This window comes from Methylomonas sp. TEB, assembly GCF_047777895.1.
In the GTDB taxonomy this organism is placed as follows: domain Bacteria; phylum Pseudomonadota; class Gammaproteobacteria; order Methylococcales; family Methylomonadaceae; genus Methylomonas.
Genome location: NZ_CP180476.1, coordinates 4811171 through 4837100 on the forward strand (window position 1 = coordinate 4811171; position 25930 = coordinate 4837100).

General features: G+C 52.8%; 17 protein-coding genes. 8 read left to right on the top strand and 9 right to left on the bottom strand.

Going from position 1 to position 25930, the window contains the following annotated elements:
- Positions 1-7: 7 nt before the first annotated feature.
- The gene (metH, locus tag ACMXD4_RS21885; RefSeq protein ID WP_415879362.1) at positions 8-3679 is read right to left on the bottom strand and encodes a methionine synthase; all 3672 of its coding nucleotides are present in this window, start codon (positions 3677-3679) and stop codon (positions 8-10) included.
- 75 nt (positions 3680-3754) lie between these two features.
- On the opposite strand from metH, the gene ACMXD4_RS21890 reads away from it, so the two are divergent.
- Positions 3755-3946, top strand: a complete 192-nt coding sequence (locus tag ACMXD4_RS21890) for a DUF2970 domain-containing protein (protein WP_033156854.1) — start codon at positions 3755-3757, stop codon at positions 3944-3946.
- 58 nt (positions 3947-4004) lie between these two features.
- On the opposite strand, the gene ACMXD4_RS21895 is transcribed toward ACMXD4_RS21890, so the two are convergent.
- The gene (locus ACMXD4_RS21895; protein ID WP_084153294.1) at positions 4005-4406 is read right to left on the bottom strand and encodes a hypothetical protein; all 402 of its coding nucleotides are present in this window, start codon (positions 4404-4406) and stop codon (positions 4005-4007) included.
- 231 nt (positions 4407-4637) lie between these two features.
- Here ACMXD4_RS21895 and ACMXD4_RS21900 point away from each other — a divergent pair, with 231 nt between their 5' ends.
- The 3 genes from ACMXD4_RS21900 to ACMXD4_RS21910 all read left to right on the top strand — a co-directional run bounded on the left by ACMXD4_RS21900 (position 4638) and on the right by ACMXD4_RS21910 (position 7047).
- Positions 4638-4766, top strand: a complete 129-nt coding sequence (locus tag ACMXD4_RS21900; RefSeq protein ID WP_255189959.1) for a hypothetical protein — start codon at positions 4638-4640, stop codon at positions 4764-4766.
- A 135-nt stretch (positions 4767-4901) separates the two neighbouring features.
- The gene (locus ACMXD4_RS21905; RefSeq protein WP_415879363.1) at positions 4902-6809 is read left to right on the top strand and encodes a DCC1-like thiol-disulfide oxidoreductase family protein; all 1908 of its coding nucleotides are present in this window, start codon (positions 4902-4904) and stop codon (positions 6807-6809) included.
- A 100-nt stretch (positions 6810-6909) separates the two neighbouring features.
- Complete coding sequence (locus ACMXD4_RS21910; protein WP_165385996.1) at positions 6910-7047, top strand: hypothetical protein; 138 nt, start codon at positions 6910-6912, stop codon at positions 7045-7047.
- A 383-nt stretch (positions 7048-7430) separates the two neighbouring features.
- Here the strand turns inward: ACMXD4_RS21910 and ACMXD4_RS21915 are convergent, their stop codons facing one another.
- The 6 genes from ACMXD4_RS21915 to glyQ are packed head-to-tail and all read right to left on the bottom strand — an operon-like array spanning position 7431 to position 13277.
- On the bottom strand, positions 7431-8195 hold the full coding sequence (locus ACMXD4_RS21915; protein WP_415879364.1) for a lysophospholipid acyltransferase family protein: 765 nt from the start codon (positions 8193-8195) through the stop codon (positions 7431-7433).
- The gene (gene gmhB, locus ACMXD4_RS21920) at positions 8161-8703 is read right to left on the bottom strand and encodes a D-glycero-beta-D-manno-heptose 1,7-bisphosphate 7-phosphatase (protein ID WP_171697213.1); all 543 of its coding nucleotides are present in this window, start codon (positions 8701-8703) and stop codon (positions 8161-8163) included. Before gmhB ends, ACMXD4_RS21915 begins: the two co-directional genes overlap by 35 nt.
- Positions 8700-10769, bottom strand: coding sequence for a glycine--tRNA ligase subunit beta (gene glyS / locus ACMXD4_RS21925; protein WP_171697212.1), 2070 nt, complete (start codon positions 10767-10769; stop codon positions 8700-8702). Before glyS ends, gmhB begins: the two co-directional genes overlap by 4 nt.
- Before the next feature lie 23 nt (positions 10770-10792).
- Entirely contained in the window at positions 10793-11311 is a 519-nt protein-coding gene (locus ACMXD4_RS21930; RefSeq protein ID WP_171697211.1) for a hypothetical protein, read from the bottom strand.
- The gene (locus tag ACMXD4_RS21935) at positions 11304-12359 is read right to left on the bottom strand and encodes an AAA family ATPase (RefSeq protein WP_415879365.1); all 1056 of its coding nucleotides are present in this window, start codon (positions 12357-12359) and stop codon (positions 11304-11306) included. The genes ACMXD4_RS21930 and ACMXD4_RS21935 overlap by 8 nt, the downstream gene beginning before the upstream one ends.
- Before the next feature lie 12 nt (positions 12360-12371).
- Positions 12372-13277 (bottom strand): glycine--tRNA ligase subunit alpha, encoded by a 906-nt coding sequence (gene glyQ / locus ACMXD4_RS21940; protein ID WP_415879366.1) that lies wholly within the window; start codon positions 13275-13277, stop codon positions 12372-12374.
- Positions 13278-13581: 304 nt separating this feature from the next.
- Between glyQ and ACMXD4_RS21945 the strand changes: the two genes are divergently transcribed.
- The 4 genes from ACMXD4_RS21945 (at position 13582) to ACMXD4_RS21960 (ending at position 24709) form a co-directional block, all read left to right on the top strand.
- Positions 13582-15747, top strand: coding sequence for a zeta toxin family protein (locus ACMXD4_RS21945; RefSeq protein ID WP_415879367.1), 2166 nt, complete (start codon positions 13582-13584; stop codon positions 15745-15747).
- Between the two features lie 132 nt (positions 15748-15879).
- A complete protein-coding gene (locus ACMXD4_RS21950) occupies positions 15880-17499 on the top strand; it encodes a DUF1175 family protein (protein ID WP_415879368.1) in 1620 nt (539 codons plus the stop codon).
- Positions 17469-19157 (top strand): hypothetical protein, encoded by a 1689-nt coding sequence (locus ACMXD4_RS21955; protein ID WP_415879369.1) that lies wholly within the window; start codon positions 17469-17471, stop codon positions 19155-19157. The genes ACMXD4_RS21950 and ACMXD4_RS21955 overlap by 31 nt, the downstream gene beginning before the upstream one ends.
- A gap of 740 nt (positions 19158-19897) precedes the next feature.
- The gene (locus ACMXD4_RS21960) at positions 19898-24709 is read left to right on the top strand and encodes an MG2 domain-containing protein (RefSeq protein WP_415879370.1); all 4812 of its coding nucleotides are present in this window, start codon (positions 19898-19900) and stop codon (positions 24707-24709) included.
- 446 nt (positions 24710-25155) lie between these two features.
- Here the strand turns inward: ACMXD4_RS21960 and ACMXD4_RS21965 are convergent, their stop codons facing one another.
- A complete protein-coding gene (locus tag ACMXD4_RS21965; protein ID WP_415879371.1) occupies positions 25156-25869 on the bottom strand; it encodes a DUF3240 domain-containing protein in 714 nt (237 codons plus the stop codon).
- Positions 25870-25930: the final 61 nt, after the last annotated feature.

Here is a 25930-nt window from a genome sequence, read left to right on the forward strand (position 1 = left end):
GAATCGATCAATGATTCAAATGCGCAGCCAACCAACGTTCGGCCACTTCAAGCTTTAGGCCTTTACGCCGCGCGTAGTCTTCTAACTGGTCCTGATCGATCTTGCCGACATTGAAATACTGCGAGTCCGGATGCGAGAAATACCAGCCGCTAACCGCCGCAGTCGGATACATCGCGAAGTTTTCGGTTAGTTCGATCGTGGTGTTTTCAGTGACATTCAGCAATTCGAACAACTTGGCTTTTTCGGTGTGGTCCGGGCAGGCTGGATAGCCTGGCGCTGGACGGATGCCTTGATAGGCCTCTTCGATCAATGCGTGATTGTCGTAATTTTCCTCTTCGGCATAGCCCCAGTATTCGCGGCGTACGGCTTGATGCATGTATTCCGCAAACGCTTCGGCCAGCCGGTCGGCCAGAGCTTTCAGCATGATGGCGCAGTAGTCGTCGTGATCTTTTTCGAACTCTGCTAACTTGGTTTCGATACCGATACCGGACGTGACCGCAAAGCCGCCCAGATAATCGGCAATGCCGCTACCGACCGGGGCAATGAAGTCGGACAAACAGTAGTTGGGCCGGCCAGGCGCCTTGACGTTTTGCTGGCGCAAATGATGCAGCGTTTCGCGTGGCTGGCTGCGACTGTCGTCGGTATACAACACGATGTCATCGCCATCGCTGTTGGCAGGAAAGAAACCGATGACGGCCTTGGCTGTCAACCATTGCTCGCGAATCAGGTGTTTCAGCATCTCCTGAGCGTCTTCGAATAGCTTGGTGGCTTCGACGCCAACCACGTGATCGCTAAGAATGGCCGGATAGCTGCCGGACAATTCCCAAGTCTGGAAGAACGGCGTCCAGTCGATATACCAGACCAGCGTATCCAGCGGGAAATTATCGATAACTTTGGTGCCAAGGAATTTAGGCTTAACCGGCAGATGGCTGGCGTAATCGAATTTGTTAAGCCGGGCTTTTTCCAGATTATGCTGCGGATTCTTGGCGTGCCGCCCCTTGTGGCGTTCACGTACCACTTCATACTCGGCACGGGTTTTCTCCACGAAATCAGCTTTTAACTCGTCGCTGAGCAGGGCGCTGACCACGCCGACACTTCGCGAGGCATCCGTGACATAGACGGTCGGCGATTGATAGTGCGGTTCGATTTTCACTGCGGTATGGGCGCGCGAAGTAGTCGCACCGCCTATCATCAACGGGATCGTAAACCCTTGGCGCTGCATTTCCTTGGCGACATGCACCATTTCATCCAACGACGGCGTGATCAAGCCGCTCAGGCCGATCACATCGACGTTTTGCTCACGGGCGGTTTTCAAAATCGTCTCGGCCGGCACCATCACGCCCAAATCGATCACTTCGTAGTTATTGCATTGCAATACCACGCCGACGATGTTTTTGCCGATGTCGTGCACGTCGCCCTTCACAGTGGCCATCAGCACCTTGCCGTTGGTTTGCCGCTCGCTGCCGTCAATTTCGGCATCCATGAACGGCATCAGATAGGCCACGGCTTTTTTCATGACCCGCGCCGATTTGACCACTTGCGGCAGGAACATTTTGCCTTCGCCGAACAAGTCGCCGACCACGTTCATACCATCCATCAGCGGACCTTCGATGACGTGCAGCGGCTTTTCGGCTTCCAGCCGCGCCGCTTCGGTATCTTCTTCAATGTAATCGGCAATGCCTTTCACCAGCGCATGTTCCAGGCGCTTGCTGACCGGCCATTCACGCCATTCCAAGGTTTCCTGTTTCGCTGTCTGGCCGCTACCACGATATTTCTCGGCGATTTCCAGCAGCTTTTCGGTGCCTTCCGGGGTGCGATTCAAAATCACGTCTTCGACGGCATTGCGCAGTTCTTCCGGGATATCGGCGTAAATTGCCAGCTGGCCGGCGTTGACGATACCCATGTCCATGCCGGCATGTACGGCGTGGTACAGAAATACGGCGTGGATCGCCTCTCGCACCGGATTGTTGCCGCGGAACGAAAACGATACATTCGATACGCCGCCGGAAATCAAGGCATGCGGCAAGGTCTGCTTGATGATACGGGTGGCTTCGATGAAATCGACGCCGTAATTGTTGTGCTCTTCGATGCCGGTGGCAACCGCGAAAATGTTGGGGTCGAATATGATGTCTTCAGGCGGGAAGCCGACCTGCTCGGTCAGAATGTTATAGGCGCGGGTGCAGATTTCCACTTTGCGCGCCATGGTGTCGGCCTGGCCTTGTTCGTCGAAGGCCATCACGATCACCGCCGCGCCATAGCGGCGCACTAGCTTGGCGTGTTCGATGAACAGTTCTTCGCCTTCCTTGATCGAGATCGAGTTGACGATGCCCTTGCCCTGGATGCATTTCAGACCGGCTTCCAGAATCTCCCATTTCGAGGAGTCCAGCATGATCGGCACCTTGGCAATATCCGGCTCGGCGGCCAGCAGATTTAGAAAGCGCACCATCGCCGCTTTCGAATCCAGCATGCCTTCATCCATGTTAATGTCGATGATTTGTGCACCGTTTTCGACTTGTTGCTTGGCAACTTCCAGGGCTTCTTCGTAACGTTCTTCGACGATCATTTTCTTGAAGATAGCTGAACCGGTAACGTTGGTACGTTCGCCGACGTTCACGAACAGAGTTTCCGGACCGATGCTCATCGCTTCCAAGCCGGCCAAGTGGCAGCGTTTTTCCAACTCGGGAATCTTACGTGGCGGATATTTTTCCAGCGCGGCAACGATGGCGCGGATGGTGTCCGGTGAAGTGCCGCAGCAACCGCCGATGATATTCAAATAGCCGCTGGCGGCCCAGTCAGCCAATTCGGCGGCCATCATTTCCGGGGTTTCGTCGTATTCGCCGAATTCGTTGGGCAGGCCAGCGTTCGGGTGGGCGGAAACGTAGGTGTCGGCGATGTTGGATAATTCTTCGATGTATTGGCGCAGTTCCTGCGCACCGAGCGCGCAGTTGAAGCCGATCGAGATGGGTTGCACGTGTTTCAACGAATACCAGAATGCGGCGGCGGTCTGGCCGGATAGCGTACGGCCGGAGGCGTCGGTGATCGTGCCGGAGATCATCACCGGCAATTTGTAACCTAGTTTGTCGAAAGTCTGTTCAACCGCGAATATCGCCGCTTTCGCGTTCAAGGTATCGAATACGGTTTCGATCAGGATGATGTCGGCGCCACCGTCGATTAAGCCCTGAGTGGCGTCGCTGTAGGCGCTTACCAAATCGTCGAACGTGATGTTACGGAAGCCGGGATCGTTGACATCCGGCGACATTGATGACGTGCGATTGGTGGGACCCAAGACGCCGGCGACGAAACGCGGCTTGTCCGGCGTTAACGCGCTGACTTCGTTGGCCGCCTGTTTAGCGACGCGGGCCGAAGCTACGTTGATCTCGTAAGCCAGGTCTTCCATCCGATAATCGGCCATCGCGATACGGGTGGAATTGAAGGTATTGGTTTCCAGAATATCCGAGCCGGCATCCAGATAGGCGCGATGAATCGCCTTGATTACCTCGGGCTGGGTAATCGATAATAAATCGTTGTTGCCCTTAAGATCGACAGGCCAGTCGGCAAAGCGTACGCCGCGATAATCCTTCTCCTCCAGTTTGTAGCTCTGAATCATGGTGCCCATCGCACCGTCCAGAAACAAAATCCGTTGAGATAATAACTGGTGTAATCTTTGTGTGCTGTTCATACTGCCTGAGGGTCGTAAGGGTGAATATCGGTGGGCTAGTCCGCTTTATTATCAAACCAAATTTTGAGGGAAATCATGTCTAAACCCAGTCTATTGCATGTCATAAAAAGCGTGTTTGCCGCCGTGATCGGCGTGCAAAGCAATAAGAATAGAGAGCTTGATTTTCAGCACGGCTCTTTGCCTGCCTATATTGTCGTCGGGCTGATTGCGACTGTGCTGTTTATTTTAACGATAGTCAGCATTGTATCCGCAGTTACCGGCGGCTGAGGAATTTCGACGGTAACGAAGCCCAAGCGGCCTTGGGCTTCGGAGCCAGCCAAGTTGGTTAGTTGCTGGAGGTTTTGAAGCTGTTTTTGATGCTGACAAACAACTCTTTGATACCGCTGAACAGGTTGGCTGGAGTCAACGCTTGTTTCAAAATAAACTGACAGCGAATCAGAGCGACAGCCAACACACCGGCAAACGGCGGTAGTAATTCGAAGAAAACCGGCATGAACCAGCCGCCAGCGCCTTCCTGGGTTTTTCTATCGCCGACGCTGGTCAGGTCGCGATCATATTCGCCGCCGACATCTTTACCGTCTAAGCCGTCGATGATCATAATGTTGATGTTGTAGAACAACACCTGAATGACCAAGAACACTATGGCACAGCCGGCAACCCACATCAGCACATTACCCGTTTTGGCTTTTATCAGGGTTTGATATACCCAGATTGCCGTCAAAATCATTATTACGCCACCAATCATCTCTATTCCCCTTGTTGAAACTGTTTTTATAATTCTCAAAATTCAGGTTGAGAAAGCATACTACCATAATCCACCTGGATGGCAATTGCGGTCGGATGTTTCCGCGATAGCCATGAATCGCTTGACTTTGAAGGTGGCTAAAGTAACATATGAAGCTCGACCGCCAAAGACATGGCAAATTTTATAACAACTAACTAAAGGTAGGAGGCACCCATGGGAGCGATCTTAGATTTAACAGAAATGCTGAAAGAACCGTCGGGCATGATTGGAGCGGTAGTTATCATCGCTGCAGGATACTTCTTTGTAAAATGGGTTTTTGCTGAGCCTAAAGACGAAGAGTAAGCTACACCCCCTCGCTTACAAAGCTTTTCTGGAAAAAGCGGCTACGGATAGATCCCGTAGCCGCTTTTTTTTTGCCTGACGCATACCTTTTTCAAATCCCTTATAATCTGTGGACTTTTAGCCTGCCGACCCGCCATGTACAAACTGTTAGTTCAGAAAGTCAATGCTCTTTATTCTAAAAAAGTACCCGCTACCGGCGTAGGCCTTTTCAGGCTTTTGTTTGGGGTGGTGACACTGCAGGAAGTTTTTTTTCTGCTGTATTTCAACCACTTGATATTCGACCCCATCCCGTTCATGGATGTCGAATTTCCGATGATTCCGTTCTTCCTTTGGCTATGGGCCGCGGTGGCGTTTTGTCTGGCCATCGGTTACCGCTGCCAGGCGGCCAGTGTTGCTAACTACATTTTTTGGCTGCTATTCGTTAATTTCACACCTATGCAGCGCGATTTCGACGGCGGCTTCGATTTGTTCATGATCGGCGCCAATTTCTTTCTGATCTTCATGCCTATGGACCAAGCCTTTTCTATTGATGGCCTTAGGAAAAAATTGCTGCGCCCCTTCACGCATTATTCTCAATACCAAGCTCCGGAAGTGTCTTCACTGACTTATTATCTACCGGTCGCGATTTGTCTGGGCTTTTTGTATTTCGATTCGGCGATACACAAGATGTTTGCCGAGCATTGGCGCAACGGCTTGGGTGCTTGGTTGCCGTCTTCGATTCCGTATTACATCTCCGCGCTGGATTTGTCCTGGCTGCTGAATATCGAAATTTTGCAAAAAATCATCGGCTACACCATCATCGCATTCCAGTTTACTTTCCTGTTGTTTTTTCATCGCCGCCAGTTCAGATGGCTGTACTTTCTGATCGGGATTTCCTTGCATTTGGGCATTACCCTGTCCTTCAATATTTACCCGTTCGGAATGGGAATGCTGATTTTCTATGCATTGGTGATGCCATTTGCCTGGTATAGAAAAATCGGGGCACTTCTACGGATCAAACAACCACTATTGACGGTGTTTTACGACCAACAATGCCCATTGTGCAATCGCACAGTTTTAACACTGAATCATTTCGACGTTTTGCACGGCGTCGATTTCAAGCCCGCACAAGTGTTTGCAATCGATTACCCAGCTCTAGCCGAATTGGGCGAAAAGCAACTGCTGACCGATTTGTACGCGGTGGATGGCGATGGACGGGTTTATGCCGGCGTTGATACTTACGCGCAAATTTTAATCTCGATGCGCTACACCGCGATGATAGGTTGGGCCATGAAACTGCCGCTGCTTTATCAGTGGATATGCGGGCGCTACCGGGCGATTGCCGATTCGCGCACGCGATTGGCGTGCGATGTGAGCTGTCTGCCGGTATCAGTTGAAAACCTGCCGCCGAGTTTGTACGAGCGAATTTTCGAAGCGGAGCATGCCTTACCGGCCAGAAGTCGCGTACACAAAATCAGCAAAGTGTTGCTGGTGTTGATCTTGTTTCAGTTCAACAGCAGCTTTCACTATGGTTTGCTGTACCGCCTGCATGTCGACACCCGCCAGTCGCCGATAACCAGCATGCTGGCGGATATGAGCAATGCTGTTTTGATGATGTCTCACACATTTTTGGGCATCACCCCTCACGCGCTGTATCTTCACGACCATTTCGAAGGCTATGACCGTTTACTGGCTATTTCCTATTTGGATGCCAACGGCGAAGAGCAATGGTTACCGTTTGTTAATCGGCAAGGCCGCCTGTTGGCGCCGAATTGGGGACGGGTGCATTCCATGTGGGCCAACATTGCGGTAACCCCAAATATCGACGAGCTCCGCTTGAAAAAATTCATCATGAAAGTCACGGCGTTCTGGGGAAAAAAGAGTGGTTTAGAGCTCGATAGCACGCAATTTATCGTCAAAATGAAGAGAATTCGAGCACCGTTTGTGTGGGAAAAAGATCTCAGGAACAGCAACTTGACCGGAGAATGGCAAGCAATAGGCTCCGCACAATGGACTGGAAAGGACATAAAGATCAACCTGCCGAAAGACATCGATATTTTGTAAACATCTAGGGTATTGCATACTCGGTTTTGTCATGCTATAAATTTTGCGTGCTTGAATTTGAGTACACACAAAAATAAAAACCTTTAAATCGGAGGATGTTATGAAAAAAGTATTTTCTGTCTTGGCTATGGTAATGATGATTGTAAGCTTGAGCGGTTGCATGGATGACCCAGACCAAGGCAACCCAAAACCAAAAGGCTATGGTTCACCTAACCAACAAGGTTCAGGGGTTAAATAATCCTAGCCCTGGCAGGATATTCCTTCCTGAGTAAGGCCCACCCTGTGGGCCTTATATCCCGATTTCTTTTCCTCCAAACAGATTTAGTTTGCGCCAAACTGGTTCGGCATGTTTAAATCTCGCTGTGCTTAATTTTTTGTTTAGATTCAGCACACGCAAAAATAAAAAACTTTTATTTGGAGGATGTTATGAAAAAAGTATTATCTCTTTTAGCTATGACCCTGATGATTGCTGGCCTGAGCGGTTGCATGGACGATCCAGATGCATCAAAACAAAAAGTTTCTAGCTCTACTTCTGTAGCGCTTTAATCTTTAAGCTTGAAGAAAAAGGCCCGCGAATGCGGGCCTTTTTTTGCAGCTTAAATTTTAGCTCCCTAATTTGAATTACCCTGCTATTCGTTCTGCATCGATTTGCAACATTGCTTTATTAATCCAGGCTTCGGCCTCTGCGTTAATATCCTTCGATTTTTTATCAATGCTACTGATAACCGGCCCAATTTTGACCTTAATCACGCCCGGATATTTCAAAAAACTGTTACGCGGCCAATATTCTCCTGCATTGTGCGCCAGCGGAATCACCGGAAAACCGGATTTTTGCGCCAGCATTGCACCGCCCGCATTAAATTTTTTATGCGCTCCCGGCGCCACTCGGGTTCCCTCCGGAAACACCACCACGAACAAACCTTCCTGCAAACGCTGAATCCCTTGATCGATCAACATTTTTAGCGCTTCTTTCTGATTTTGCCGATCTATCGCGATGGGTTTTAATGTCGCCAGCGCCCAACCGCCAAACGGGATTTGCAGCAACGATTTTTTCAAAACCGCGGTTTGCGGGAAAATAAATTGCCGCAAAGCCACCGTTTCCCAGGCCGACTGATGTTTGCTGAGAATAATCGCCGCGCTATCGCGAGGAATGTTTTCCAGCCCTTCCACTTCATAACTTAGCCCGCAACATAACTTCAGCATAAACAGCAGGCAATCGATCCAAATATCGGCGATTTTATAGCGCATCGGAAACGGCAGAAAAAATCCGCCCAAAATCGCCACCCCGACAATCAGTGTCGAGAATACTATGTAAATGAACAACAATGTCGAGCCCAAATAGACTCTGAAATCAGCTTGTCGAGACGATGTGCGTGGCTGCGTCATAAAGATTATCGAAAATAGGAACGTTAAGTTGTGGATTATTAATAGCGGTTTTTTTGCCTTTGCCGGTTTTGACCAGAATCGGTTTGGCACCGGCCGATTCGGCGGCCCGAATATCGCGCAAGGAATCGCCAATCGCATAAGTCCGGCTCAAATTGGCTTGCGTATCGGCGGCAAAACGCCGAAACAGACCGTCCAGAGGTTTGCGGCAGTCACAAGTGTCGTTTGGGCCGTGAGGGCAAAAATAAATGGCTTCTATGTGTCCGTCGGCCAGGGACGCCAATTGCAGCATTTTGGCATGTATCGCCGCCAGCGTTGCCAAATCGAATAAGCCCCTGGCAATCCCGGACTGATTGGTGATCACCACGACTTTGTAGCCATGCCGATTTAACAGCGCAATGGCTTCCAGGCTGCCGGCCAGCGGCAGCCATTCTTCCGGTGATTTGATAAAGTCGTCGGAATCGACATTGATGGTGCCGTCGCGATCGAGAATAACGTAACGCTCGGTCACGATTGCAGTTTGGAAATATCGGCGATTTTCAGGAATTGATTGGACAATTTGGCCAGCAATGCCAAACGACTGTTGCGTAAAACTTCGTCGTCGGTATTGACCATCACGTTATCGAAAAACGCATCGACGCTATCGCGTAACTGCGCCAGCCGGCTCAAGGCCAGCGGGTAATTCTGTTCGGCCAACAACGGCAAAATATCGGTTTCCGATTGCTCAGCGACAGCCAACAAGTTTTTCTCGGCGATCTCAACCAAAGTGCCAATGATCTCCTTAGGCGCTTGATCCGATTTTTTCAGGATGTTGATAATGCGTTTGTTTGCAGCCGCCAGACTTTCTGCTTCCGGCAAGGCTCTAAAACCTTGCACAGCGCGAATACGCAGCATGAAATCCAACGGACTAGTCGGATTAACCGCCAATACCGCTTCGAACTCGTGGCTGGTATAGCCTTGATCCAGACAATAGCCTTTTAGACGGTCAAACAGAAAACCTATCACTTTTTGCCGGATTTCGGCTTTATTAAAGTCGTGACTGAACTGATCCAGCGCAGCATCCAGCAGTTCGACGACATCCAATGCAATACCGTTTTCGATCAGCACCCGCAAAATGCCCAGCGTGGCTCGACGCAAGGCGTATGGGTCTTTGTCGCCGGTTGGAATCAAGCCTGCGCTGAAAATACCGGCCAGGGTGTCGATTTTTTCCGCCAGCGCCAACGCCTGCCCGATTTGACCACTCGGGGTCGCACCGCCAGACTGCTTGGGATAATAATGTTCTTCCAAGGCTAAAGCCACGTCGGCATGTTCGCCGTCCGCAGCGGCGTAATAGCGGCCCATCGTGCCTTGCAGATTGGCGAATTCGCCGACCATATTGGTCATCAAATCGGTTTTGGCCAACAGTGCGGCTCGCCTGGCAAGCTCCACGTCGGCGCCCAATTTTTCGGCAACCAAAGCCGCAAGCTTGGCTACGCGCTCGGTTTTATCGAACAAGGTACCCAAGTCTTTTTGGAAAACGATGCTTTTCAGGCTCTCGACCCGATCGGCCAGCGATTGTTTTCTATCTTGTTTCCAGAAAAACTCCGCGTCGACCAAGCGTGGCAACACCACGCGCTCATTGCCTTGCCGGATGGAATCGGGGTTGGAGCTTTCGATATTAGCGAAAGTAATGAAATGCGGCAACAATCGGCCTGCAGCATTTTTAACCGGAAAATATTTCTGGTTGGCCTGCATGGTGGTGATCAGCACTTCTTGCGGCAATTCCAGAAAACGCGCGTCAAAATTACCCACGACCGGCACCGGCCACTCGTTTAATGCCGCCACTTCTTCCAGCAAATCGTCTTCGATATGGGCAATGCCGCCAACATTGCTGGCCGCCTGATTGGCAGCATCGCGGATGATGGTCATGCGTTCTTCGAAGTCGGCCAGCACCTTGCCGTGTTGTTTGAGAATATCCAGATATTCGTGCGGACTGCCGATGCTCAAATCCAGTGGTGAATGAAAGCGGTGACCACGGGTGACGCGACCGGTCGTGCGGCCGAGAATATCGGTAATCAGAATTTCAGAACCCAACAGCAAAACCGCCCAATGTACCGGCCGGGCAAATTCGGCATCGAAACTTCCCCAGCGCATCCGTTTGGCAATCGGTAAATTGGCCAGACTTTTGCGGATAATGTCGGGGATCAACTCGGCAGTGGCTTGGCCTTTTACCGCTTGTTTGAAAATCAACCAAGAACCTTTGTCGGTTTCCAATTTTTCAAGTTGATCAAAGCCGACACCGCAACTGGCCGCAAAACCCAGTGCGGCCTTGCTCGGTGAACCGTCGGGACCATAAGCCGCCTGAATGGCCGGTCCGCGCTTTTCCAAGACTTTATCAGCCTGAAAGGTTTGCAGATCGTCTATCAATACCGCCAAGCGGCGCGGCGTGGCATAAGCGCGGGTTTGGTCGTAGCTCAAGCCGGCTTCTTGCAAGCCGGCCGAAATGTTGTCCAGCAAGGCCTGGCTGAGTTTTTTCAAAGACTTCGGCGGCAATTCCTCGCAGCCCAGTTCGAACAGTAAATTTTGTGTCATAGTCACAGCGTTTGCCTATATTGCAAGGTTTATAAATGTTGTAAATGTTCGATACAGGCATCGTAAGGATGCCGTTTTAAATAACTTAGCCAATTCGACAAACGGCTAAAGCTTTCGCGACTTTTTAGGTCGCGGAATAATCTTTTAAAGCGTGGATCGTGTTTGCTGGTAGTCGTTTTGGTTTGTTTTTGCAAGGCGCTACGCTCGCCGGGTAATTGGTAGTTACTCAAGTCGATATTGGCTGTGTTCGCTTCATCTAATAGCCATTGCTCAATCGGCGGATGCAAAATCAGATAATGGTGTTTATCTGGATGCTTGTACAGTTTTAAACCGGACTTATCTGAAATTAAGTTCAATTCATTTAAATAAGGTGTTTGTTTTTTGTCATCATCTAACACGCCTACCGCAAAACTGTCGGCAAAACGTTCGCGCATGACTTTGGTTACTGTGCTGCAACCATATTGATGATTGGATTTGAAAATGTCTTGTACCAAAGCTTCGGTCAACATAGTGTCGATAAAACACTCAGGCAAAATATGATTATCCATGTTGCGTGAATCGCTCGTAGTTAAAAAATACGTCAATACCATAATCGTAGACTTCGTTTAATTCGGTATCGGTTAAACGGTTTATAACGGTTTGGCCATCACGATAATCGACAATAAATATGGCTAATTCCTCGCGGCTTTGCTCCAAAAACGCATTCAGCACATAAGGACTATGAGTAGCGATAAAAAACTGATTGGTTCGCGCGGCAATCACTTCCTGGGTGATATGGGCGATATACGGCGGAAAACAATGGGCCTCGGGTTCTTCGAATAGCAGGATCGAATCGGTATTCGATGCGATTGCGGCTTTGAAAAACACGATGCGTTGCAGAGTGTCGGCCATTGAATTGAATGGCAGAGACACAAGGGAGTTATCGTCTAGCTCTTTAACAATTCGCAGTGTGTAATTGGTTTTGTCGAATAGCAGTTTTAGGCGATATTCTTGAAAAAACTTAGATAGCTCTTGTTTTAATGGAGCTTTTTGCGCCACTTGAAACAAATTATTTCCGCTTGGAGGTGTTAACTCTGACAATGAGTTTTTGTCAAAACAAAAAACCTCAGGGAATTTGTAATATCTATACTTGGACTTGCCACTTGGTGCTTTTGGGTGCAGCAAGCTTAGATCATTGCTTACTATTATTTCCTCTGTGGTATTGTGCGGTATGTCTGGATAAAAATCTTCAGACTCTAATGGTATATAGCTTTGATCAATTTCTATTATTCTTATTTTGATTTGCTCTTTTTGGCCTTTGTCATTGAAATTTATCGATATAGAATCACTGCTATCTGTACTAATATCAATAGTATTTTCCGTATTGCCATCAAAAAACATTTCCGTTAAGCTTTCCAGCTTGACAAACTGCGTAATTTTATCGCTTTGACTATATCGAATATAAGTCAGCGAAAATAACCCAATCGCCTCCAATATATTCGATTTACCGACATTGGGTTTTCCAATCAGCACATTAATTCGCTTACAATCCGGCAATGTCACGTCTTTCAGCGACTTGAAATTACGAATTCTTACTGAATTGAAAAATACGCTCACGCTAAGTTCCGCTTAATTGCCGCACATCGGAAAGCCCAAGCTTTCGCGCCGCGCGTAATAGGCTTCGGCGACCGACTTGGCCATGTTGCGTACCCGTAAGATGTAGCGTTGGCGCTCGGTAACTGAAATGGCGTGGCGAGCATCGAGTAGATTAAAGGAGTGGGAGGCTTTTAAGACCATTTCGTAAGCCGGCAGCGGCAGGTTTTTCTCCAGCAGCATCAGGCATTCACGCTCGTAGGTATCGAAGCATTGGAACAAGAATTCGACATTGGCGTGCTCGAAGTTGAACTCGGACATCTCGACTTCGTTTTGGTGGAACACGTCGCCATAGGTGACCACGCCTTGCGGACCGCGGGTCCAGACCAAATCGTAGACGCTTTCGACGCCTTGTAGATACATCGCAATCCGTTCCAGGCCGTAAGTAATTTCACCGCTTACCGGCCGACATTCCAGGCCGCCGACTTGTTGAAAGTAGGTAAATTGGGTGACTTCCATGCCGTTCAACCACACTTCCCAACCCAAGCCCCAAGCACCTAGCGTTGGCGACTCCCAGTTGTCTTCCACAAAACGGATGTCGTGTTCCAGCAAATCCAGGCCCAGATGCCGCAATGATCCCAGGTACAACTCCTGAATATTGTCCGGCGACGGCTTCATGATTACCTGAAACTGATAATAATGCTGCAAGCGGTTGGGATTTTCCCCGAAACGGCCGTCTGTCGGGCGCCGCGAAGGTTGCACGTAAGCGCTGTTCCAAGGCTCCGGACCGATGGCGCGCAAGAAAGTGGCGGGGTGGAAAGTGCCGGCACCGACTTCCTGATCCAAAGGCTGCAACAACACACAACCCTGATTCGACCAGTATTCCTGTAAGGTCAGAATCAGGCCCTGAAAAGTAGAGACATCGTTTTTGCTAATCGACACGTCGGGAGCCACTTGATAGATAAAAAATGAGTTTATTGTACCTGAAAAGTACTCGCTAGACAGGCGCCAAGGGGGCTTTAAAGAATCCCGCTCAAGCCTGCTAAGATCGCTCCAGGCAAGCGGAATCTGTGCGCTCTGGATCCCCACTAGCGTCCTCACAAGCCGGAATGCCATACCGACTTACTCAACCGCCAATAATAGTAGTTTTCCGTTGCAAGACATTCAGCCAATATTCCTTCTCCGCCAATAACCGGTTAAGATCAGCCCCAGAAAATAATAACTATAAAAAATAAGAGGGTGGATTATGCAAAACCCCAGCCGGAATCTTCCGGGTTACAGGCCGCTAAAGCGCCTACGCACCGCGCTGGCTATTGCCCAAGGCGCCGGACTGTTGTCGACCTTGTTGCAAGAGCTGGAAATCACCGTCTCGCACGACCAGACCAAGCGTGTCACTTACATGACCGGCTTGTACTCGCGCATTCATCGCGAAATGTTTAGCGATTGGAAGGAGCAGCCCAACGTCACCCACCGCCCCGGCACGATGCCGGATGCCGATAAGCGCAAGCAATTCCGCGTGGCTATCGAACGCTTGGTGCTGGATGGCGACAGCAATGCCGATACGGCGATTTTCGATAACAACGGCTTTGTGATCCACAGCGAGGACATCGCCGAGCGACTGGCCAACTTTTATCATTCCTTGCGGATCATTCGGCCGTATGGCTACGGCAATCGGATGACGCTGGATTTTTTCATTACCGCGCTGGGTAACCTGCCGGCCTTCAAGGCCGTCTACGAACAAGGCATCGATTTTCGCCGCCTAGCTGCCGAAGACGCTTTGGTGCTGCACGATCATAATAGTCAACACCGGGCGCTGAGCCGCGCCTTTACGCACGCCCTCGATCCCAGGCGGATTAAAAGCCTGCACAACCAAGCCAACCGCTACGGCAAATGGCCGGAGAACAAACGCTTTTTGCTGGGGATACCGTTTCTGTCGCATACCACCGGCGACGGTGTGGAATGCTTGATCACCGTGACCGGCGGCCTGGTGCCCTTGAACAGCATTACCGCTGAACAACTCATTGCCGGCCAGCATTTTGCCGATAATCCGTTAAGCGTGTCCGAACACATCATCGGCTATCTGCCGGGTACTGAAGATTTGCGCGCCCCCGGCAAATTCGAGATCGATGCGATCCCGATTCGTGAAGACGGCGTTGCGCCGCTGTTTTGCCTGGACGTGAATATGCTCACCGGCTTGCGCTCCCCCAGCCAGGCCGAATTGATGGATTTGTTGAAGCAGTGCGCCGGCGAGCAAGCCAATCTGTTTTTATTGGCGGACAACGAAGCCCTAAAACAAAAAATGCTGGTCGCCGCCCGTCACGAAGTGCGCTTGCGCCGTACCGTGGAAATTGCCTACGAGCGTTTAGCCAAGATTAGCCGCATTTTAATCGCCGCCCGAGACGCGATTTTTGCCGGCAAAACTCCGGTGGACCAACCGCATTTTCTGATGAGCATGGGCGGCGCCGGTGCCGGCAAAACCGCAGTCGAAGAAATTGCCACGGCGCAGTGTGGCGACAATTTCGTGATCGCTTCCCTGGACGAATTCAGAAAGCTCAGCGATCTGTACCGTTTGCTGACCGCCGCCAATCATCATAGCGACGACTACGTGTACGTCGAACCGTTCGCCAACCGCCTGCGCGACCTGGTAGCGCAACAGGCCCGCGAGCTGCGGATCAATATTTTGTATGACGGCACCGGCATTCCCTATCATCCGCGCTATTCGACCGCCATCAAACACTTCCAAGCCGCCGGCTTTCGCACTCAGATTGCCGCCGTCGATGCATTTCTGGTTAAGCCAGTCGGGCGCGAGTTGGAATTGTCGCGCTCCGGCGTGATCGGCAGCGTCAAATCGCGCTTCGAAGCGACGGGGCGGGCTTTACCCTGGGTGGTCACCATCGATAAACATATTCGTTCGCCGCAAGAATTTCTAAATGCCCTTGAAGACACCGCGCTGGCAAAAATTTCGCTGTTTGCCAACGACGGTGAGCGGGATAAGCATTATTTGGTGGCGGAAAGTGTCTTGCTTAGCGATGCCGAGCTGGAGCAATTGCAACAGCAACAGTTGGCCGGCCACTTGGTCGGGCATCTACTTGAGTTTATCCGCCGGCATCCGGATTCGGTGTTGAAAAGCCTGGCCGGCGATTGCGAAACCCGATTGACCGCGCTGATCGCCCGAAACCCGGACTTGAGCGAAGACAACGTCGGCTATTTAATCTACAAAGGCAGCGAAGGCAATCGGGTATTGCTGGTTTACCATCTGCGGCGCTTGATCGATTTTATCGAGAAACGCCAGCTCAACCCCAACGCGTCCGGCGAGGACGGCCTGCTTCACAAACCGGTGGCTCTGGCGTTTCATGTCGATCCGCAGGCCAAGGATGCGTCAATTACCCGTTTGCAGGGCAGCGTCGAATGACTAAATAGATTCGCAAAATGTTGGGCCACGACCAATCAGATTCTGAAACGCGGTCCAGCAGATTTGCCGTTAGCCGATTTGCTTGCTACATTTCCAGCATTCTCAAAATCCCCTAGCCCGATGGAGGCCTGGATGCGGAAACCTCACTTGTTCGATGCCCGCCGGCTGGGAAGCTATGTTGTCTTGTGGCTATCTTTATCGGCTCAAAGCCTCGCCGCGCCCAGCGACGATCCGGATATTCTGGCCCGCCGCGGTCAGCAACATCCGGCATCGGCCAGCCCTGCCGAACCACCGCAATTAACCCTGAGCAAGCCGGCCGGCGGTTGGACCAGCGGCTTGCAAATCACCGTGGCCGGCACCTGTTCCGACCCGACTGCCGATCCGATCATGGTCAACATCAACGGCGTGCGTTACTACGTGCGTAACGTCAACGGCAGTTTCTCCCGCGCCTTTCCGGCCGCCAAGGGCAAGAATACCGTGATCGCCGAATGCGCCAATAGCGCGGGCGTCGCCAAAGCTTCGACCACCGTCGATGCGGTGATTGCTTCGATTGGCCTGAAAGTGGTGCTGACCAGCGACAGCGACGGCGTCTACACCGATTTGCATATCTACGAGCCGGACAACAGCCATGTGTATTGGGCCGACACCAACTCCAACAGCGGCGGCATATTCTTCCTAAATCAAAACGGGGACAATTTCGATCAGCCTGGCTACGGGCCTTATCTGTATGTGCATCCGGCCCCGCCGCTCGGCGTGTTCCGCATCGACACCAATTACTGGCCGGGCGGCGCGGTGCAGCACACCTTGGCCAATCTGGATATTATTTTGGATGAAGGTTTGCCCACGGAAAGCCGGCGCCGCGTGCAAAAACCGCTGGCCCGGCCCGGCGAAACCAAAACCCTGGCGTATGTCGTTATCCAAGGCAACCGCCAGCCGGCAAAAATCTATGTGCCCGGACAGGATGCCGAACGGGATATGCCGGTTGAAGTAAAGGAATACATCAAGCACGAGCCCAAGCGCGAAGGCGAAGAAAACGGCGAAGACTTGGGAACATTGGAGCCGACTGGAGCAGGGCTGGCATCTGCTCCCTCTCCTGCTGGAGAGGGTTGGGGAGAGGAGAATAAAAGCAAGCCAACTTATCTATTATCGCAAGATGCCGACGCCCTGCGCCAAGTCGTCACCGATGTGGCCTTGCTGCAAGCCCGCAAACTCAGCCCACTCTGGGAGCCCAAGCAACGCGACTGCGCCGGCCTGGTGCGCTTTGCTTACCGCACCGCGCTGGAGCCGCGCGACGCGGCCCGCACCGCCAAACTCGGTGTGCCGGCCAAACTGAAATTGCCGCCTTTATCCGAACAGGCCCGCAAAGCCATCCCGGACTACCCGCAAATCTGGCAAACCGGCCTGAGTAACGGCCAGCCGCGCTACGGCCACTTCGCCGACGCCGAAACCCTGATCGGCTACAACTTTCGGCTGAAATCCAGGGACTTGGCGGCGGCGCAAAGCGGGGATCTTCTGGTGTACCAAAAACCCCTGGTTAACGACGAGCCATATCATTTGATGCTATTCGCCGCCGGCCATCCAGAAAATCTGGCCGTCTACCACAACGGCGCCCAGGGGGCCGAAGCCCAAGTGCGCGTGGTCAGCGTCGCCGAGTTATTGCAATCGCCCGATCCGGTGTGGATTCCCCGCCCGGAAAACCCCTATTTCCTTGGAGTGTACGAATGGAACCGCTTAGCCCCGCAAAACGCCTGACTGTGATTGCCTCGGCGGCGGTGCTGACCGCAACCGCCGGTGTCGTTGCTTATCAGGATTATTCCCGGCAACCCTTGAGCCGCTTGATGCGCGCCGGATTGCCCTTGCTGGATTTGACCGTCAAACTGCGCGACTCTGCGAATAACGATTTGGACGCCAGCACCTCGCTAGTCGGCAGTAACGATGTAGTGCCGGCTGGCGACGACCATTGTCCGGCCTTGACTGGCGGCGATGTTGGCTCGGGCACCACAATGGACGTGACCGTGAAGCGCCCGGCCGATTGCCCTAAACAGGCGACCTGGTATGTGAAAAAACATCCGGTGGCCTTTACCTTGAATTTCAATGAGGGAGAAGCGTTTTTAAACTGGTGGGATGCGCAGCCGCAAGTGCAAAGCTTGCTCGGCAATCGTTTCGTACAAGGGCTGTTTTTCGGTTTGTTACAAAGCCTGAAAGTCAAAGCCGAGCAACTCAATCTGGAACGCCTGCAAGGCGAGTTTCTGACGCAACTGCTGCGCGACGCTGTCACCGCCAATGCCGAGCTGCATTACGACATGGCCCATGCCAACCAGGGTTGGGTCATCAGCTATTCACGTAGCGACAGCCAGTTTGCCGATCAAGCCATGCCGGCATTGGCCGGGGTGTTGGCGACCAGTGGCTACCGTCTCAACAAACTGCCGGAACCGATCCTGGAAACCCGCATCGGTTTGCAAAAGCTGTTTTTCACCCAATTCCGCGAGCGGATCTATCTGGCGCAAAGTCTGGAAGCCCTACTGAATGTGATCGACAGCATTCCCCCGCAAAGCCGCCGCAGCGCTGCGCCCTTGAGTTTAACGCTGCGATCCGAAGCCTTTATCGATAATTTGTTGCCGGTGCTGACCGGCGCGCCGACCTATCCGCTGCAATGGGATTTTGCGTTGAAAGACGGCGAACTGGGGACGCTGAATCTGCCGACCGCAGCCTGGCAAAGCCAATTGCACGGACAATTATTCGAAGGTGTGTTAGCCAGCATCCCGCATGATGCCTTTGCCGGCGTGGCTGCCAGCCTGGCCTTATCGCCTGATTTAACCACAGCCGACTGGCAAACACTGGCTTCAAACGGCCCGTCTACCAATCCCCCCGGTGCCGAGCCGGCTGGCGTGGGTTTAGTTTGGGATTTCACCGCCGACAGCCAGAGCGGCGCGGTCGGCATCATCGTCGCCAACCCCCAGCAGCCGCAAGCCAGCGCCGCCTATGCGCAATATTTAAAAAACCCGGACCTGGGCGCGGAATGCGCCGGCGGCAGTTTGTTCCTGGCTGCCAGTTCGGAGAGCTTGCTGACCCGGATGAAAGACGCCTGCAACAAGCAGTCTTTGAGCCCTTTAGATTGGCAACGCGGTGTTGAGAAACAGCGTCTGCAAGCCGCGCAGCTGACCGCCTTCGTCAACCCCGGCGCGGCGGCGCGCGAATTATTTCTTGCCGGTGGTGCTGGCAATGTGCAAGAAGCCAATGAATTTGCGCCGCGCTGGCAGCAAGACTATGAAGCCGCCAAGGCCGCGATGCGGCAGGAGGGGGATAAGTTGTTTTATGGTTTGCCGATTTTGAGTTATGCGGGAAGAGTTGAGGGGGGGGCTGGTGCTGTTTTGGAAGGTAAGTTGGTAGCTCAGGAAGGTGGGAAATGAGTGGGTTTTTGATCTTGTTGTGTAGTTGGGTTTGGCGTGTTTTTGAGCGGTTTGGGAGAGGTGTCGCTAACGCGACGGGTGTTTTAATGTCGGTTCTCGGACCGACAGCCGAGGTACTTTTCTTTGCTTGGCCAAAGAAAAGTACCCAAAAGAAAAGCCACCCGGATGCCGCTTGTTTCCTGCGCGCCGAAGCTTTTGCCGAGGGTTTTCGGAAGGGGCTTCCCAGCCCCTCCGAAAACGAGCGGCATCCCTGCCGCTCCCCTAGCGGGCTGTTCTCGCCAAAAGCCCCGGTGCTCGGCGTGGCATACGGGGTGAACCCCACCCGTTTTTACAGCTATTGTGATTTTGTTGCGTTACGCTCCGCTAACCCAAGCAACGCTTTTGACTTATCGAAAGGTCGTACCAATTCCATTCAATCTTCTTTCAAGGAGAGGTTTTTGTCCCGTATGCCGCGCCGAGCACCGGAAGCTTGGAACGGATCAGCCCGGCAGGGGCGATGCAGGGATGCATCGCGTTTTACGCAGGGGCTGGGAAGCCCCTTCGGAAAACCCCGTTCCAAGCCTTCGGCGCGCAGGAAACAAGCGGCGTCCGGATCGCCTTTTCTTTGGATACTTTCTTTTGGCGACGCAAAAGAAAGTATCTCGGCTGTCGGTCCGAGAACCGACGTTAAAACACCCGTCGCGGTAGCGACACCAAATCTATTTGCTGTGATTGTTAGCTATCTACTTCTGCTAGCTTCATTGCTGAGTCCAACATGTGTCTGGGCCGGCAGCCCATTCTACCTAACCGCCGAACGCAGCTTCACCAACACCGAAGCCCCCAACATTCGCCTCGATTACACCCTCACCGACCAACCCATGCTGATCCGGGTGCTAAAAGCCAATAACCTGGAAAGCTTTCTGGATGGCCAGTTCAACGTCAGCCGCAGTTACGAGCAGCCGGTTAGCGAGCTTAATCCCGGCCATTATTTCGCCAAAGGCTTGAACAACGCGCAATCGCCGCTGCAGTTGTTGCGCGGCATGCTGGATGTCGAGTTTCGAAAGTCCTTGAAAGAAACCAACTTCAGCGGCTCGGTACTGACCGTGACCGAAAAGCCGCTGGTGTCGGTGCCGCAGCAGGTTTTAGTCGCACCGCCTAAAGGTTTTAGCGTGGTTAAAGAGAGCTATATCGATTTGCTACGCAACGGACAGCAAACCCATGATTTGGGTTGGTGGTTTAACGAAGACACCTGGAGCGAACATCGTTATAAAGTCCGCCAGATTGCGCTTGATCCGTTGCCGGACGGCATCTATATGCTGCAAGCAGTACAGGGCAAGAACGAAGCGCAGTGCCTGATTCAAGTCAGCAGTCTGGCGGTGCAGGTCAAGCAATCCAGCGAGCAACTGTTGGTGCGGGCGATGAACCGCGACTTGCAGCCGTTGGCTGGCGCCAAAGTCAGTTACCGCGATGGCCGCGGCCGCTGGCAAACCTTGCCGGCCAGCACCAACGCCGCCGGCGAGCTGAGCTTTAATAATCCCGATGGCGTGCTGGACGGTAAATTGCTGGTGCGTGTTGATGCGCCGGCTGCTAAAACCGGCGAAGCGGCACGCACCGCGTTGACCGCCACCGATTTTCTGCCGACGCAAGCCAAGGACGATGCGGTTTTTGTAATGACCGACCGGCCGATATTCAAACCCGGCGAGACTTTTTATTACAAAGGCATTGTGCGCAATTTGCAGGACGGCCAGTTGCGGATTCCGGCTTTTCAATCCAAACAAACCGACGTGTCGCTGATCCGTGCGGACGGCAACGCCACTGGCTTGCAAGGCCAAACCCAACTCACCGATTTTGGCTCGTTTTCCGGCAGTTTCGATCTCGATCCCAGCCAGGCGCCGGGCTTGTATCGCTTGTTGGCAGAGATAGACCACAAAGCCTACGGCGGCGAGTTTAGAGTGCGCGATTACATAAAACCCACGTTTTACCTGGAATGGCTGGACCGCAGCCCGGTGGTGCAGGCCGGCCAGCCGTTTAAGTTAAAATTCCGCGCCAAACGTTACAGTGGCGGCGTGCCGCAGAACGTCAAATTCGAAGTGTTCCTGTACCGGAAAAAATTCGAAGCCCCGCAATTTGTGACCGAAGCTGGCGCGGGTTTAGCTGCTGGCAATGACTATTTCGGCCAGGTGAAATCCGCCGCGCCATTGACCCAACCGCAACGGTTGTATAGCTCTATCGAAGAACGTCAGGCCGTCGATGCCAGCAATCCTTGGGAAACCGCCGCCAAGCTGGATGAAAGCGGCGACGGCAGTTTCGAGTTTACCGTGCCGGCCGCCGACCAGGAAAAGCCGGATCAGGAATGGATTTATTCTTTAATGGTGCGCGCTCAGGACGCGGCGGGCGGCAATGCGATTTTAACCGACAGCATTTACGCCACCTTGTCCGAGGCGCAACCGGCCGTGCGTTTTAATAAAACCGTCGCGGCTGTCGGCGATCAGGATTTGCAACTGCTGTTGCAATCCAGCTATGCCGACGGCAAGCCGGCTGCCAAAGCCGGCGGCGTGGTCGATGTGATGCTGGAACAGCCGGGTAGCGGCAAGCGCAGCCTGGTGAAACTGGATTTCGCGACCGACGAGCGCGGTCAGCAAAAGCTGACCATCCCGACCATCAAGGAGTTTGGCCGACTGACTGCCGTGGCCCGCTTGGAAAGTCTGGACGGCAAAAATCTTAGCCATCCGGCCAGCTCGCAACCCAGCACTTTAATCGTGGCCGGCAATGGCGGCGAGGCGGTGGCCGACAATCCGGAACTGGAACTGTACACCCCCACCACCATCCTCAGCCCCGGCGAACAAACCAAGGTGTTTGCCTTATTGCCCAAGGCCTGGGGTAATAATGAAAGCGGGGCGATCTGGGAAACCGTGGCCGGCGCGCGCTTGTTCGATATCCGCAGCGCCCAAGCCCAAGGCCGCAGCCGCTGGTTTGAGGTGACCGCCAAACCCGAATACGGCACCGGCTTTTACCACACCGTCACCGTGCCGGTGGCCGGCGGCAAATACAAGGAACAGACTTTGGGCTTTAGAATCGTGCCCAGGGAAAAGCGTTTGCAGATTGCCATCGAGCCGGAAAAAGCCGAAACCGAGCCTCTGAAGCCCACCAAAATCAAGCTGCAAGTCAAACGCGCGGACGGCAGTCCTGCAGCGAATACCGAAATCGCTGTATCCATCGTCGACCGCGCCGTGTATGCGGTGCAAGCCGAGTTCCGGCCCGGCATTTTCGACTTTTTCTATCCGCTGCAACGCAGCAATCTGGCGACATTCTATTCCGACGATCTGCAAGGCTACGGCTACGCCGACTTGCTGCGTAAACCCAATTTCTCGCTCAGCGCCTTGAAGAGCCAAAGCAAGTTGGCGAAAAAAGCCATGCGCGATACCGCCGGTTGGTTTCCGCACGTGATCACCGACGCTAAAGGCAATGCCACCATTGATGTGGACATGCCGGCTAATGTCACCGAATGGCTGGTCACGGCGGTCGCCAGCGATAAGGACGGCCGCATCGGCGAAACCACCGGCCAGTTCCGCAGCGTCACCGATGTGGCGGTGGACATGGTCGGCCCGCAATATTTACGGCAGGGCGACGAGGTGGACGTGGCAGTCAAACTGACTAATCACTTGGCCCAGCCGGTAAAACTGACCGGCAGCATCAGCTTGCCGGACGCCTTGCCTTTGCAAAGCGGTGAAACCGCACCTCAAGCTGAACTGTCGGCCAAAGCCGAGCAACTGTGGCCATTACGTTTAAGCGCCAACGACCGGCAAGGTGCGCCGGCATTGAAGGTGGCTTTGACTGCGCCGGCTGGGGTGCGGGTAGGTGGTGCCGAAGAGTTCGAAATTCCATTAAAAGCCGCCGCGCTGCCGCAAGTTTATAGCAGCGTTCAGCAGGACAATCTGTTGCGCGTCGATTTACCCGCGCAATTCCAGCCTCGGCAAGTAACGGTACGGGTCAATTCCGGCCTGCTGGGCGCCGCACTGCAAGCGGCGTCTATGCTGGTGCAATACCCTTACGGTTGCACCGAGCAGCTGGCGCACAGCACCGTGCCGAATCTGGTGTTGCTGGATTTAATCGAGCGCGCCGGCCTGAAACCCGAGCAATTGGGTCCGCTGGAAAACACCTTGAAACGTGCCAAGCAGAACGCTGCGCTGGGTATTCGGAAATTGATTCAAAACCAGAAATCTGATGGCGGCTTTGCCTTGTGGCCCAGCGACAGCGAAGCCGCGGTGCCGGTAACTTTGATTGCCCTACAAGCCTTGAAATACGCCACCGACTTGCAAGTAGAAGGCGTGAATAACGCCTATTTCAAAGGCATGGATTGGCTGAACAATCACGCCGAGGGCAACGCCGCGGCGGATGGTTTTGTGTTGAGCGGTTTTGCGACAGTTGGTTATGCTTACAACGCGCCTTGGCAACAGCAGGCCGATTTTGTCGAAAACCTGCTTGCCGATGCCCATGCCGGCGCGGGTGATTTGATAGCCGCGCTGCATATCGTCAAAGCTTACGAAAGTCAAAACTGGCACAGCTTCAATCAGCAGTTCAAAGACCGGCCACAGCTGAAAAACGATTTGCTAAAGCGCTTGCAACTGGCGCTGGACGCGCTTGATCCAGCGAACTATCAACAACAGCGCGGCGAGTTGTATAACAGCTTGGGCTTTGGATTTGGCGTGCCCAGCTTGATTTCTGCCGGTTTGGGCACGTTGAACGAGGCGCAGGCCTTGCCTCCGACATTGGAAGCCAAACTGAAACGCGGGTTGTTGCAAACCCAGCAAAACGGCTACTGGCAATCGACTTACGATACCGCGCAGGTGATCTTCAACAGCCGCGAATTGTTATCTAAGGAAGCGGCGGCAGCGGCCAAGCAGAGCGCCCGCAGCATTTCGGTCAGCAGCAAGGACGGCGTTGCCTTGGGCACATTGCAGCGCATACCCGGCGGCTATCTGGGCAACTTCAACCGATTCGGCAATAGCCCGGACCTTAGTGAAATTCATCTCGCTGAGCTGAATCCCGACGAAGTCGCCAGCGCCACGGTCAGTGTCGATGTGCCTTACCCAGCCGTCGCCGCCCGCGCCGCCGGCTTGGAGGTGCAACGCAACTTCCGCCGCATCACCGCCAAGGGCAGCGAGTTGATCGACATGAGCCAGGCCTTGAAACCCGGCGATGTGGTGGTCAGCGAAGTGCGTGTCAAACGTAGCGCAGATGCCGGTCGGCCAGCGCCCGGTAGCGAGTATGTGGTGATCGAAGACGGTATCCCCAGCTTGGCGGAAGGCCAGGAAAATGATGAAACCTATCTGGCCGACGCCAAAATCCAGCCCAAGGACGACAGCTACTGGGCCAACATTAAGGAAACCCAACGCTACCCGGACCGCATCGTCCGCGTCGCCAAGCTCCAAACCGGCGGCGAATTGACCTTGTATCAGGTCTGGCGAGTCGCCAGAGCCGGCAGTGCGTCGATCCCCCCTGCTAGCGGGTTTGATATGTATAACGAGGCGGTGCAAGGGAATAGTTTGTCGGGGAGGGTGAGTGTTCAGTAGTCTCGTTCGGCGGAACGGCTTTGGTTTTGCGCGTTAAGGTTACGAGTTGGGCGCCCCCAAAGCTAAACTGCGTCCTCGTCGTTGCTGTACGCAAATATACCGGTACGGCACGGATAATCTGAAAAAGTGGAATTGCCTTAAAAAACTTAACTATATCACCCAAAGAAAATTGAAAATCTCTTTTCAGTTCTTCCTAAAAAAGGTAGATATTCATGAATTCCAAATACAAAAAAAGCGCCGCTTAGGCGCTGCCTTTGCCATTGCGAGCATCGCGTCAACAGGGCTGGCCTCTACTACGGTTTAGGTCAGCACCACCGGTATAAATGATAGCGGTAACGTGGTCGGTTATTAGACAATTCGCAGCAATTACAGGTATGGCCTCAAACCATTCGCTTAATACTTACACCATACTCGACCATCCTAGCGCTTGCTTGCATTATTAAGCGCTAAATTTCGCCCTTCTCGACCACCGGCATGATCCAGTAATGGATGCCGGACCCGGCAAATTCGGACTTCAATTTTTCCAGCAAGGCGGAAATAGCCATTTTCTCGGCGTAAATCTGAAAGCGCGCGGTTTGCTGATCGGCATCGTCGGCTTCGGTGAGAAATTTGGTGATCTTATGCTCACCGGTATCGCTATGAAGCAGCTCTTCCTCAAAGCTGGTCAGGCACTCCATCATCGGCCCCTCCATGACAGGCGGCACGATAAATGAGATGGAGAACTGTTGATGATGCACGGTTCGAAAAAAATCATCTTCACTGTTAAAACGATCAGACGCATTTTTGATCACTTGTAGATACTTACCGCGCCTGCGATCACCCTTGCGCTTTTCGATAATATCGGCAGACACAGGCGTCTGATTTTGGCGAGGGTCGTTGTACCAACTACGGTGGTAATAAGGCCTAACCACCACCATTCTGCCGTTAAACCGGCGATTTTTTAAACCTTTAACAACTCTTTGCACGGAAAGCTCAGAATCCAGCGTTACCACACCGTGATATTCGATAGTGCCTATGCGGGTATCCTGTAAGGCCAGAATCTGCACATCGACTATACGGCCGGATTTTCTGAACAAGCCGCGTTTCAAAGCAGGGGCCACAAATTCGGAAATTTCAGTATGCCTGGTATTAGCAGGAATGCGACGCAAAAAGATATTCATAGGGCTATGTGTGGCAAGGAAAATAGCTCATTCAAAAATGTTTAACCGCTGTTCGTCCGAA